Raw genomic sequence first — 13,582 nt, 5'->3', positions numbered from 1 at the left:
TCTGTTAAAGTATGTCGTTATTCGAATTATATCGGCTAAGCAAAGCAAAACTTGAGTATATCAATAGTTCTGCTCATATAAGGTCTGACATGGCTGTGCTTGGTCACATTTGTTGAAAAAACCGAGTGTTGAAAAAATCGAGGCATCATGGCGAAAGCAAAACGAGCGTATGTTTGTAATGATTGTGGCGCAGACTTCCCGCGTTGGCAGGGGCAATGTAACGCATGTGGCGCGTGGAATACGATTACTGAAGTTCGTATTGCAGCCTCTCCGACGGTTGCGCGCAATGAACGCTTGAGTGGTTATGCTGGTTCAGCAACAGAATCGAAAGTTCAAACCTTATCGGAAATCGATTTACAAGAAGTCCCAAGATTCACCAGTGGTTTTAAAGAACTAGACCGGGTTCTAGGCGGTGGTGTTGTTCCTGGCGCTGCGATTTTGATTGGTGGTAGCCCTGGTGCGGGTAAGTCGACCTTATTACTGCAAACCATGTGCTTACTCTCTTCTCAAATGCCAACCTTGTATGTGACGGGTGAAGAGTCTTTGCAGCAAGTCGCGATGCGAGCCTCTCGCCTTGGGCTGCCGAAAGACCATCTAAAGATGTTGTCGGAAACGAACGTCGATAAAATTTGCCAAATCGCCGAGAAAGAGCAACCTCGCATTATGGTTATCGACTCGATTCAAGTTATGCACGTGTCTGACGTTCAGTCGTCACCGGGCAGTGTAGCGCAGGTACGTGAATCAGCAACGGCATTAACGAGATACGCAAAGCAAAACAATGTCGCCGTCTTTATTGTTGGTCACGTAACAAAAGATGGTACCCTTGCCGGCCCGAAAGTACTTGAGCACATTATTGACTGTTCAGTTCTGCTCGATGGTGGCACTGACAGCCGCTTCCGTACTTTGCGTAGCCATAAAAACCGTTTCGGTGCTGTGAACGAGCTTGGCGTATTTGCTATGACGGGACAGGGACTGAAAGAGGTCAATAACCCTTCGGCGATTTTCCTATCCCGTGGTGAAGAGGAAACATCGGGTTCTTCCGTTATGGTGGTGTGGGAAGGTACGCGTCCTCTATTAGTAGAGATTCAAGCGCTAGTGGACTACTCACAATTGGCAAACCCACGTCGTGTTGCGGTTGGCCTAGAACAAAACCGCCTGTCTTTATTATTAGCGGTACTGCATAAGCATGGTGGTCTTCAAATGGCAGACCAAGATGTGTTCGTGAATGTCGTCGGTGGTGTAAAAGTGACAGAAACCAGTGCTGACCTTGCGTTAGTTATGGCGCTTTTATCGAGTTTCCGCGATCGCCCGTTACCGAAAGATGTTGTCGTGTTTGGTGAGGTTGGCTTGGCGGGTGAGATTCGCCCAGTACCAAGTGGCCAAGAGCGTTTAAATGAAGCATTTAAACACGGCTTTAAGAAAGCGATAGTGCCAGCGGCGAATATGCCTAAGGGCGGAATTCCTGGTATGCAAATCCATGGTGTGAAAAAACTCTCGGAGGCCATCGAAGCATTTGATGAGTTGTAAATGCCATCTTGTGCCCCAATTTAAGGGGTAACAATAATGTTGAACCCATCCTCATTATTCTTGAATTAAGCACACAAATTGCGAAGTTTGACTATTATTTGAGGGTGGAAAATCGACGTTAAAATTTTTTTTGTTCCAATGGCACGCAAAGGTATCCGTCTTGACAGATTGTGATATACTCTGCGCGCACTTTATACCTTATTAACAGAGTAAGACAATGACTGATTTATCAAAATACAGAAACATTGGTATTTTCGCGCACGTTGATGCGGGTAAAACTACCACAACTGAGCGTATCCTGAAGCTTACTGGTAAAATCCATAAGACTGGTGAAGTACACGACGGCGAGTCTACAACTGACTTCATGGAACAAGAAGCTGAGCGTGGTATTACAATCCAGTCTGCAGCAGTAACTTGTGAGTGGAACGGTCACCGCCTGAACGTAATCGACACTCCTGGACACGTAGACTTTACAGTTGAAGTATACCGTTCACTTAAAGTTCTTGACGGTGGTATCGGTGTATTCTGTGGTTCTGGTGGTGTTGAGCCTCAGTCAGAAACAAACTGGCGTTACGCGAACGACTCAGAAGTTGCTCGTCTGATCTTCGTAAACAAACTAGACCGTATGGGTGCAGACTTCTTCAACGTTGTTGACCAAGTTAAGAACGTACTAGGTGCAAACCCACTAGTTATGACTCTACCAATTGGTCGTGAAGACGATTTCGTTGGTGTTGTAGACGTACTAAACCGTAAAGCTTACGTTTGGGATGACACAGGTCTACCAGAAAACTACGAAATCCAAGACGTTCCTGCGGACATGCTTGATGACCTAGAACAGTACCGTGAAGAGCTAGTTGAAACTGCTGTAGAGCAAGACGACGACCTAATGGAAGCTTACATGGAAGGCGAAGAGCCGACTATCGATCAACTAAAAACTTGTATCCGTAAAGGTACTCGTGATCTAGCGTTCTTCCCAACGTTCTGTGGTTCTGCATTCAAAAACAAAGGCATGCAACTTATCCTTGACGCTGTTGTAGATTACCTACCAGCTCCAAACGAAGTTGATCCTCAGCCTCTAACAGATCCAGAAACTGGTGAAGCAACAGGTGAAGTAGCTACAGTAGACGCTGACGCGCCACTAAAAGCACTTGCGTTCAAGATCATGGACGACCGTTTTGGTGCACTAACATTTATCCGTATCTACTCTGGTCGCATGAAGAAGGGTGACACAATCCTTAACTCTGCAACTGGTAAGACTGAGCGTATCGGTCGTATGTGTGAGATGCAAGCTGACGAACGTAACGAACTTACTGAAGCTCAAGCTGGTGACATCATCGCTGTAGTAGGTATGAAGAACGTTCAAACTGGTCACACTCTATGTGATCCTAAGCACGAATGTACTCTAGAAGCTATGATCTTCCCAGAACCAGTAATCTCTATTGCTGTTTCTCCAAAAGACAAAGGTTCTACTGAGAAAATGGGTATCGCGATCGGTAAAATGGTTGCAGAAGATCCATCATTCCAAGTTGAGACTGATGAAGATTCAGGTGAAACTATCCTGAAAGGTATGGGTGAACTTCACCTAGACATCAAGGTAGACATCCTTAAGCGTACTTACGGCGTTGAGCTAGAAGTAGGTGCTCCACAGGTAGCTTACCGTGAAACTATCACTAAACCAGTTGAAGATAGCTACACGCACAAGAAACAGTCTGGTGGTTCTGGTCAGTTCGGTAAGATCGATTACCGTATCAAACCAGGTGAGCCAAACTCTGGCTTCACGTTTAAATCAACAGTTGTTGGTGGTAACGTACCTAAAGAATTCTGGCCTGCAGTTGAGAAAGGCTTTGCGTCAATGATGGATACTGGTGTTCTAGCTGGCTTCCCAACTCTAGACGTTGAAGTTGAACTATTCGACGGTGGTTTCCACGCAGTTGACTCATCAGCAATCGCTTACGAAATCGCAGCGAAAGGTGCATTCCGTCAGTCTATGCCTAAAGCAGGCGCGCAACTTCTTGAGCCAATCATGAACGTTGACGTGTTCACTCCAGAAGACAACGTTGGTGACGTAATCGGTGACCTTAACCGTCGTCGTGGTATGATCAAAGACCAACAAGCTGGTACTACAGGTGTTCGTATTAAAGCTGACGTTCCTCTATCAGAAATGTTTGGTTACATCGGTCACCTACGTACTATCACTTCTGGTCGTGGTCAGTTCTCTATGGAGTTCGCACACTACTCAGCATGTCCAGCAAACGTTGCTGAGCAAGTAATCGCAGAAGTTAAAGAGCGTGACGGTAAGAAGTAATTCTTAAGTTAACTCTTTAAAATCTCAAAGCCCCGCCTAGTGCGGGGCTTTTTACTATCTGTTCTCTCACTTTCTATCAACAGCACTTGTTGCTGGGCTCGTCATTAAATCTTAGTTTTATTGAGCCAAGGTTATGGTCTCAAAGTCTTTAACCGTGGTCTTTTCAAATTCAGCAATCTCTTCTTTTATCCACTGGCTAAACGACAGTGCTTTTGGTCGTTTCAGGTAACCAGTGGGAGCGCAAAGGTAATAAGCATCTTTTGGATGATATTGGTTACAACGAAAGTGAAGTACAAAAGGAAATTCAGAAACCGTTTTGGCGAGATTGAACGCTAGCTAAAGAAAAAGCCAACGGGCAATTCACCGCTGGCTTTGTACTTGGTGGTTTCACTTTAAGGCATCGCTTTCACTTCTACCGTAATCGTGTCTTGGTATCTTCCCGCACGGGCAAAATCAATATTGCCTAGCGTTACTTCGAGAGGTAAACCCCACCGCTTAGTATCTTCATTATTAGAGAAGGTATAAACCGACTTCTGGTTTACCTGGGTATGGTTAAACTTGAGGGTATAGGGAATCGTAAAGTCTGGTTCTGACTTTTGTTTTAACTCACCATATTTTTGTTTAATGACCAAGCGAACGTTTGAATTAGACAGAAGATCAAAATCAGACCGGTAGGTTCGGTTGGATTCAAGTTCACCTAACTGGAAGCGATAACCTGAATTGCCGGAGCGCTGAAGGTTGGGAGTATTCGGTGCAGAGTTAAATGCGACAAAGGCGGGTACCTTTAGTTTTACTTTTGCATTCTTGGTCTCTTCTTTTCTATCTAGTGAAATGGAGGCTTCTAGCAGGCCGGTATAATTCCCAGAGGCAGATGTTTTGGCCTCTGGGACTTTAATCCAAAACTTGGTTCTCTGGCTATTATCAAGTGGAAGTTGGAACCCTTTATTAGGAAAGTGGCTTAATTGACGAAAGTTTTTGTCTAAGATCGTCAGGGGTAGGTTTCCACTTATTGAGCTCAAGTAGCTAGATTGCTTATTGTTAACCGAGACCATGGCCATCGGAAAGCGGCAGCGTTGGATGTCTCTTGAGAGTTCAAGGTAGACGGGTATATAAGCGCCTAAATCGCGTTTAAATTCGACGTTACTTCTGTCGACATTGAGCGTCCATTTGCCACTGCATTCCGCCCAGACTGAATGGGAAAGTAGGGCAAAACCAAGCACTGAGAGTTTGATTAGGTGTTTCATTGTTTATCCCTCTTTAATAAGTAAAGTGGGTAGATAAATCAGATTTTCATTTGTATCAGGGACGTTCAGTTTCGTTGGGGAGAAGCCATCTATCATGATGGTGTAATCGCCCGGCGCAACGCCTTCTACAACAAATCTACCTGATCGGTTAGTGAAAAATTCATACGTTTTCTGTTGTCCAACTAACTGACCTTGGAATAGTTTTAATGGTTTATTCTGGCTAAGTTCAATCGTACCAATGATGGTTTTCGATGCTGCTGACCCTATTTTTATTAGATGACCAGTCTGTGACCCTGGCGTGATGTTGTACTCGTGGTCGCCAAAGTCATAGCCGACAGGAGCATCCGGTACGTTGATGTAAATGCTGGATAACTGATGCCCACCAGACAATTGAACCGCATTATTTATTGTAGAAGTTGATATGGCTTCTGCGGGATCATCCGCGACAGCATTGATCTCGACGTCTGCGTTTAGTGACTCATGAACTGCGACAATCGCAACTGGGCCATTTATTGGGCGCGACCACGCCAAGTTACCGTCTGCTAATGTCAATGCCGTACTCGCGCGAACGGAAGCCGTTTGGTAACTGTCTGCGTTATCAAACTCTAGGTGGGAGACCTTGGCATCGGCAATAAATCGGTTGGCAACATAATCGCCTTCAACGGAATAGGTTTGTGAATCTGCATCGCCTTCCGCGGTCATAGCATAGCCATAGCTGCCAGTGTAATCATCGGATGGACGTTGGAATTGTGCTCGATAAGTATCAGGCTCATTCGAATAGGAAACATTGGCGTTATATTCCCCAGAAACCGAATTCCAATCCCAATCCGCGGAGAAGGTGAAGCGCGTTTCATCAATATTGTCGTTTGGGTTCTCCTCTTTTTCTACACCAGCAGAGAGCGAGAGGCTATACCATTGCCACGCAATTTCTGACGAAACTAGCCATTCAATTTCCTCTTCTTCAAAATCACGATAGTCCCCAGTTAAGATGAGATTGAGATCATCCGTAATGGTAAATACGTAGTTAGAGAACACTCGTAACCCTGTCGCTGAAGGGCCAATTTGCCAAGGCAGTGAAAAATACTGATCTTGATATTCAGCACCTAAGCGAAAGTTTGGTGAGCCATAACTGTCCGTTCCCCAAAGTTGATGAGAGTAATCCAGGCTGTAAATGCTGCCAGTTTCATCATTGGGTTTGTTGTTTTGAGCGGAGGCCCTTAACCCCAAATTCCCCCAATCTGAACCAATGGTAGCGATAACACCAAGTTGTTGCCCATCTGGGTGATACAAGCCGTTTACGCCAAGCGTTAAGGTATCGCTGATACCGTAATCGTAATACCCAGACGTTACCCATTGCTCATCATCGTATTTGAAGTTGTTGTCCTCAATCGTCGAAATCAGTCCTGAGTAAAATCCAAAATCAGAGATGCCTTCACGCAGTAGGCGAGAATTGAAAAATTGGCTATAAACAATGGTGTCTGTGCGGCCTGATTGATAACTGATGTCTAACCGAACATCATTAGTGCCAGAGACCAGCGGAAGGTCATCAAGGGTGTATCGGCCTGGTGGAAGTCGGATTTCGGTGAGGAAAATATCATTGATGTAAATCTCCACATCAGCACTTTCGTTAAGCACTAAAGGTTGTGTACCACCATTTTGAATATTGCGAGTTGGTTGAAGGTCTTGATACAAACGCTCAAATGCAACGCCGCCTAACGGTGTACTAGGTAAATGACCGGCACTGGTTTGAGTCACATCACCGAAGGTTAAACGCCAAGGCGTGCTCGGTTCATCGAAGAAGAGTCTTGCCTCCCCACGATAAACGTCAGAGTCAATATCGTCGCCATCAGTAATAAAACCCGAGACGTCGATATTGGCACCACGAACCCCACCTATGTTGGCCTTCACCAACCATTCTCCTAACCATGTCTGCGTATTTTCACTGTCTGAATCGCTAAACAAGGTGTAATCAGTACTGGCATTAAAGGTGTTTTGCATGGTCCAAAATGCACTCTCTGAATATTGCGCAGGCTCGTATTTACTGCCGAAAGAAAGCAGAAAATCAGCCGCTGCGGATTCATCAATCACGAGGTTGATGCTTTGATCTGATGAATTGAATTCTGCTGCTATTCCCATCTGCTTCAATTGCTCGACCGTGACATACTCATCTGGTAAGTTTCGGAGGGCGTCGAGCGTACCAGCATTGACTAATTGCTCAGTTGCTTGTGTCAATTGTTCTACATTGATGGAGCCAACTGTGATCCCATCCGAATACGCATCGATTTCCCCAAGGGTCCTTTCCCCCCATATCAACGGAAATGGAAATAACCAACTTTGAGCAGTTGCAGTTTGCAAGGTCAGCAAGAAGATAAGGCCTATAATGAGATTCTTCATGAAAACCTCATTAGTCTAATGTTTTTACGGTGACTTTCTTTGGTTGTCCTAACTTGCTAGGAAGGGCGTATTTCACCGTGCTACCCGGCATTAAATAAGCACTACTCTTATTGCTCAACACTTCCCAATCGATAGTCTCGTTTGACTTGCCTCCGGAGAAATTGAATTCCATCCCGTTCATATTCAGTACGCGTTTGCCATCGTTGGTTAACGCAACTTGGTTATTTTGAATCGACGCTTTTGGAATGGATTTACTGGATGCCGGTGAAACGAAGGCAAGGGTCGCAAACTCTAATAGCATTGAGATCGAACTGTCATCCGTCTCGTCTTCGACCTGATTTTCAAGTTCAATCTGAGTAAAGATAATTCGGTAGGTGACTGTCTGGCTGATGTTACCTTTCGGCATATGACGGACGCGGAATGTTTGTGATTTTTGTCCATCGATTTTGGCTTGAGGTGGGAGAACTAAGAAGTCCTCTTCTGATGGCGTTAAGATTTCCTCCCCACTAGAGAAATCAGCTTGATAGACACTCACTTCAAGCAGAATGGGCTCTTCTTCTACATTTGTTACTTTATAAAGCCCTTGGGAACCCCGTCCTACATCATCAAGCTCTAAGTAAATCGGACTTACCTCATAAGCAAATAAGACAGAACTGAACAATAAAGAAAAGAGAAGAGTGGTGATCCTAGCCATAGATTTATCTCCCTATAACAAACTTGGCTCGATAACCGAGCCAAGTTTTTTTGCCTTTACCTTTAAAAGATATTATCTATAAAGATGTCGTTCGGTTAAGGCATTACTGGACCTGATGCAGCAAGGCTTACTTTGATACGACCTTTATATTTACCAGCTCGTGCAAAGCCTGAATCTTCAGGTTTCACGTAAATTGGATGCTTGTTGATCTTGTTCACCAAGTGCTCACCAACTGATGGAAGCGGAGTTGCCATTTGCTCCATGCCATGGTGGTTTTTAGTGTTCGCAACGGTTTCAGAGCCAATTTTTACTTTGTAGTTAATTTTCATGCCCATATTGTGTTTAGTAACACCGCGAAGTTTGTAAGCAGTTACTGAGAAGTCCAAATCAGTACCGTAGTTACACCAAGCGCGTAAGTTACCAACCAACACTTTCTTGTTGTTGAACCCGTTATCCCACGAATCTGAGTGCACTTTGTTTGCTTTACGCAGAACATTGTTTTTCACATCTTTCTTACCGATTCGTAGTAAACAACGTTTTGGCACACGACCTTCAATACGAATCGTTTTTTGGTCAGTTTTGCTCAGCGTTGTAAAGTCTACTGGGTTGTTAAACTGAACCGCAGAAGCGCCAAAAGAAAGTGAAGCAGCAGCTGCAGCTACAGCTGAAGCAAGAAGTAACTTTTTCATAACTCAATCCCTCGTTAGTAATGAATGCATATCGTTGCATCGCTCTACTAGCTTATGAGGGGAGGAGTCTCTCAACCTCACCGACAAAGGTGAGATGATGTTATTAGTTAGGGTGAAAAAGGGGTGAACTTGGTTCAACTCTATTTGATTACACCCTGACTAATGTTGAATTAATCAATAATCCTTTTTTATTTCTTATAGTTAGCTTAGAACTGATCTTTTGCCATCGCCATTAACTCGTAGCGAGAATGCACATCCAATTTATGCAATACGTTGGACGCATGAGTTTTGACCGTATTCACACTCACATTTGAGTGTCTTGCGATTTGCGTATTAGAGAGGCCTTGAAGCATGAGTTTGCACACTTCACTCTCTCTTTTGGTAAGCAAGAATTTAGAGCTAAGCTCTTCGGCCGCGACGACAGGGTTTTCAGTCCCCTGTTGGTAGTGATGAATGGCTTTATTTAAGATGTGGCGCGGGAACCAAACATCGCCATTTGCGACCGCAGAGACGGCTTTGGGAAGCAGTTCCAGTCCATGGCAAATCTGCCCTGAGTAGCCTTTTTCTAGCCACTCTAATGAGGTTTGGGAGCTGACATTAACGGCGATCCACTTTTCATCTCGTTCGTTAGGCGCAATACCATATCGTTTAGGGCATGGCATGGTCTGTACGTCGAACAATATGATTGAGTTGAGACTGTTTTCATCCAACTGGGTGAAGCGGTCGCTATTGACGAAGTTGACGTATGGAAAGGAAACCTTAATTAAGTCGCGAATCACCCTAGAGTATGAATTATCTCGACTTAAAAGGTGTACAACAAAATGCTGAGTACTGAATTCCATGGCAAATATTCCTGTAGGTCTAGTCTTTGATTTTTTATTAACCTAGTTCTCAACGCGTTGATGTATAAAAGTATTTAACGAATAGACTGCGGCATATGATTCATGCATTTTCATATTGTTGTAAGCAAAACTACGCTAACAAATCATGTGCACCTGTATTAAAAAAGGTTAGTACCAAATGACTAGAATACAAATATCGATAAGACAATAAGTTAGGAAAATAAGCGGTGAAGCTAGAGCGGGCGGAGTATGAAAAGGTATGAAAAGAATCACCCCTGATGCGCAACTTTGTCAGCATCAGGGGTGATATTGGGGTGAGTTAGGAAGGATAATTACAAATCTTCTTCCCAAACAACGAGATCGCCTTTCGGCCAGTTGTGACCAATTTCATGATACTTTTGTTCAAGCACATGACGTTTTATCTTGAGTGTTGGTGTGAGCACGCCATTCTCTATACTCCACGGGTCTTGGATCATCAATACCCCTTTAATCTGTTCATGAGACTCCAAATCTTGGTTCATTCTCTCAATCACTTTACGAGTGGTACGAGCGTAGCGCTCTCGATCAAAGTTCGGGAAGTCATGTGGCACGACCAACAGAATCGGTGCAGGCAGACCTAAGCCGATCAAGCACATCATTTCTACACGGCTGTACTCAAAGAGCTTATTCTCAATTGGTACTGGGGCAACAAACTTGCCCTTGGCGGTTTTAAAGGTGTCCTTTTTACGACCTTGAATGGTGAGGTAGCCTTCCGCATCAATAAAGCCGATATCGCCTGTATGCAGCCAACCATCGCTGTCAAATGACTCTTGAGTTGCGATGTCGTTTTTGTAGTAACCCGAGAATAAGCCGTTACCACGAACCATGATTTCATCATCGTCAGCGATTTTGAGTTCAATACCAGGGCCTGCATTACCAACCGAACCAATTTTATCTGCTCGGAATGGGTAGTTGAGGGTGCTGTAAGCGAAAGATTCGGTCATGCCCCAAGCTTCGGTAATGTTGAGGCCGACACTGCGGTACCACTCCAATAAGGCAGGAGATACTGGCGCAGAGCCACATCCCAATACACGTGCTTGATCAAGGCCAAGGCCGTCAGCCAGCTTCTTCTTAATAAGAGAGTTGACGAAAGGAATCTTCAACAGAATATTGAGCTTTTTCTGTGGCAGTTTGTCTTGAATACGTTGTTGGAACAGCGTCCATAAGCGTGGCACGGAGATAAACAGCGTAGGGCGGTGCATCTTCACGTCTTCGATAAAAGTATCGAGTGACTCTGGGAAAGCAGTCGTTACGCCACCCATGACTGACGAACCAAAGATGTATACCCGCTCAGTAATGTGCGCAAGCGGCAAGTAAGAGAACAAGCGATCGTTTTCTTGTATACCAATATGGTTGATCAGTTGTTGTACAGACCAACTGAACGCGCCATAGGTCAGCATTGCGCCTTTAGGCAGGCCAGAAGTACCAGATGTATAAACCAGAGACATTAGCTTATCATCGTAGTGCTGAGGACGCTCCTCACTCGGCTGCGCATTAGCGATCAATGTTTTAAATTGATGTTGGCACTTGGGCGCGGTGTCGTAAGGTAAAGCAATGCTGATTACATCAGGAATGGCATCAATGACTTGTTGGGTCGCGGCCGGATCATCCAACTTACCGCCTATGATCGCTTTGCTTTCACTGTGTGTGAGGCAGTACTCAATGGTATCTGCACCCGCAGTCGGGAAAATAGGTACGCTGACGTAATCGCCAAGCATCATGGCAAGGTCACAGATAAACCATTCGGCGCAGTTTTTTGAAACCAGCGCGACTTTATCGCCCGGCTGAATCCCCAAATTGCGCAAAGCGGTAACCAATTTTAGTGCTTGGTCGGCCACTTCGGCGTAGGTGAACTCAACAAACTGTCGGTTGATGATTTGTTTTAAGTAGACTTCATCTGGGCGCTCCGCTGCCCATTTGAGAATCATTTCATTTGGTGGTGGGAGAGCGCAAGTCTGCTCACTTAACTCGTTAGGCTGAATCATTCTCTAACTCCATGTTAATCGCAGGTTTGTTGTTGTTAATGTAATGTTAACGATAGCATGAGTATGATTATTTGGGGAGAGAAAAAACAGTAACTTGCTGTCAAGGATCACAGCTTATCGATTCTTTGGGCCAAAGTACGGTTAAGCCCATCATTAAAGTGTATTGGTGAGGTGCTTTTTATAGTGCTGATAAAGCTTCATCACTTTCGCGACATAGAGCCGAGTTTCTTCAATTGGCAGTGTTTGTGTTAGTCGAAAATAGACTTCTTCATCATTTAAACTATTCATTTCTTTAGTAAAATTTTGAATGGATTGTGTATAAGATAAGTAGCGCATCAAATTCGATAAACCGCAGTTGTAGGCCGCAATTGCGAGTAAGGTTCGACTCTTTTCTGAGTGAATACCGTGTAAATACTCCGTTTCGAGAATATGTAAATATGCCGTGCCTATATCGATATTAAACTCAGGCTCAAACAATGCTTCTCTTTCTATCCTTCGGCCAAAATAGAGCTGCTGAGAGACTTCTAATGCTCCACCGTTTTCCATCACCTGCATCAAGCCAATTGCATCGGCATGAGATACCGCATTGGGGTTAAATGCGCTTTCCGTATGAATGACAGCAAGAATAAGAGCAGGATCAATCTGCCATTGTTTTGATGCTGCGACGATGGTGGGTAAATACTGTAACGCGGCAGGCGATGTTGGCTTTTTGATGAACGAATAAACGGTTTGGGAAGAAGGCGTATTTTTTCCTCGAAGTTCAATAACGTGATTTCTTGAACTGGTAGAGGCGGTTGGAGCAGGTTTCAGCCTGAGCTTTTTATTGTTCAATGATTGCCGATTTTGTTGAGCAACGGAGTTTTTGTCTACCGCAGTCATTTTTGCTTGAATTGGGTAAGAGGCATAAAGCAAAACAATGCTCAAGACGATGAGAAGGTAGTTTTTGAATAATGGAGAGTAGAAAGACATCTCGACTCCAGTTAAAAGTGTTTGTGCCCTTTTCTTAATTTATCGTGCAACCATTGATGGTATTTGCCGTAGTCAGAGTGTATTGGCCAAATCAACGAGGCGTACAGCTGCTTCCCAAACAACGCACTTTCGCTGGGGGCCTTTGCTAACACCCCCTGATGCATGGAGTTATCAATCGTATGTTGCGGAAGGAACGCCATGCCTTTCTTAGCAATACACAATTCCATGATGGTACTGATGTCATCGAGTATCCACATGTTGTTTTTGGCTACATTCGAAAGGTCGATCAAATCTTCGCACCCATCCAATAAGAGTAGTCGAGACTCTGTGGGCTTACCCTCTTGAATTAACTCTCGATGCACAATCCAATTGCAGTTGACGGTAAAAAGCTCATCAATATTAAAGTCTAATTTGGTGCGGTGATAAGGGTTGCAGATGGCAATATCGATTTGGTTATTATTGACGTATTGACCCAGAATTCGACTTGGTTTAGTGACGACAGTAAGTTCAATTTCAGGAAAGGCTTCTGAGAACTCAATGAGTGCACTTTTGACTTCGTTGTTAAACACCAGAGAATCAATGCCGACTCGCATATGGTATAGATCAGTTCTCAACAGGGATTCGGCGATTTGGCTCAGTTCGTTGTACTTGTTGATGATGGGCGTTGCCAGCTGATAGATCTTCTTTCCCCGTTCTGTTGGTTCAACTTGTTTGTTGCTTCTGTCTATTAGCAGATAGCCTAGCTCCTCTTCTAAGCTCTTCACCGCACCACTTACCGTCGATTGAGACTTACCTAACTTTCTTGCTCCACTGCTGAAAGAACCATGAGTGATCACGGCATGAAAAGAGATCAGATTGTCGAAGGGAAGTTTCATCGAGGTGCTTCCTCTTTCC

10 protein-coding genes and 1 pseudogene are annotated in these 13,582 nt (G+C 44.4%); 2 read left to right on the top strand and 9 right to left on the bottom strand.

All coding sequences use genetic code 11. The features are described from left to right. The first annotated feature begins 147 nt into the window (after window positions 1-147). Together radA and fusA are read left to right on the top strand one after the other, a co-directional pair. Window positions 148-1,527 (top strand): DNA repair protein RadA, encoded by a 1,380-nt coding sequence (radA, locus tag BCT11_RS12725; protein ID WP_038865921.1) that lies wholly within the window; start codon window positions 148-150, stop codon window positions 1,525-1,527. A 217-nt stretch (window positions 1,528-1,744) separates the two neighbouring features. Further along, on the top strand, window positions 1,745-3,832 hold the full coding sequence (gene fusA, locus BCT11_RS12720; protein WP_102388473.1) for an elongation factor G: 2,088 nt from the start codon (window positions 1,745-1,747) through the stop codon (window positions 3,830-3,832). Window positions 3,833-3,949: 117 nt separating this feature from the next. Here fusA and BCT11_RS28390 read toward each other — a convergent pair. The 9 genes and pseudogenes from BCT11_RS28390 to BCT11_RS12675 all read right to left on the bottom strand — a co-directional run. Beyond that, a pseudogene (locus tag BCT11_RS28390) lies at window positions 3,950-4,096 on the bottom strand (transcriptional regulator); the annotation flags it as partial. Between the two features lie 128 nt (window positions 4,097-4,224). Beyond that, on the bottom strand, window positions 4,225-5,076 hold the full coding sequence (locus BCT11_RS12710; protein ID WP_038865928.1) for a hypothetical protein: 852 nt from the start codon (window positions 5,074-5,076) through the stop codon (window positions 4,225-4,227). 3 nt (window positions 5,077-5,079) lie between these two features. After that, window positions 5,080-7,470, bottom strand: a complete 2,391-nt coding sequence (locus BCT11_RS12705; RefSeq protein WP_102388472.1) for a fimbria/pilus outer membrane usher protein — start codon at window positions 7,468-7,470, stop codon at window positions 5,080-5,082. A gap of 10 nt (window positions 7,471-7,480) precedes the next feature. Further along, the gene (locus BCT11_RS12700; RefSeq protein WP_038865930.1) at window positions 7,481-8,164 is read right to left on the bottom strand and encodes a fimbria/pilus periplasmic chaperone; all 684 of its coding nucleotides are present in this window, start codon (window positions 8,162-8,164) and stop codon (window positions 7,481-7,483) included. A gap of 95 nt (window positions 8,165-8,259) precedes the next feature. Beyond that, the gene (locus tag BCT11_RS12695) at window positions 8,260-8,853 is read right to left on the bottom strand and encodes a hypothetical protein (protein WP_038865931.1); all 594 of its coding nucleotides are present in this window, start codon (window positions 8,851-8,853) and stop codon (window positions 8,260-8,262) included. A gap of 206 nt (window positions 8,854-9,059) precedes the next feature. Next, window positions 9,060-9,695: a response regulator transcription factor gene (locus BCT11_RS12690; RefSeq protein WP_038865932.1), complete on the bottom strand. Its 636-nt coding sequence runs from the start codon at window positions 9,693-9,695 to the stop codon at window positions 9,060-9,062. Window positions 9,696-10,027: 332 nt separating this feature from the next. Next, a complete protein-coding gene (locus BCT11_RS12685; protein WP_102388471.1) occupies window positions 10,028-11,719 on the bottom strand; it encodes an AMP-binding protein in 1,692 nt (563 codons plus the stop codon). Window positions 11,720-11,872: 153 nt separating this feature from the next. Further along, window positions 11,873-12,688: a transglycosylase SLT domain-containing protein gene (locus BCT11_RS12680; protein WP_102388470.1), complete on the bottom strand. Its 816-nt coding sequence runs from the start codon at window positions 12,686-12,688 to the stop codon at window positions 11,873-11,875. A gap of 11 nt (window positions 12,689-12,699) precedes the next feature. Continuing rightward, window positions 12,700-13,563, bottom strand: coding sequence for a LysR family transcriptional regulator (locus BCT11_RS12675; RefSeq protein WP_038878998.1), 864 nt, complete (start codon window positions 13,561-13,563; stop codon window positions 12,700-12,702). Between the last annotated feature and the right edge of the window lie 19 nt (window positions 13,564-13,582).

The sequence above is a fragment of the Vibrio sp. 10N.222.52.B12 genome (genome assembly GCF_002875385.1).
In the GTDB taxonomy this organism is placed as follows: Bacteria; Pseudomonadota; Gammaproteobacteria; order Enterobacterales; family Vibrionaceae; genus Vibrio; species Vibrio jasicida.
Note: the sequence above shows the minus strand (reverse complement) of the source record. Positions and strands in the feature narration are given on the sequence as shown.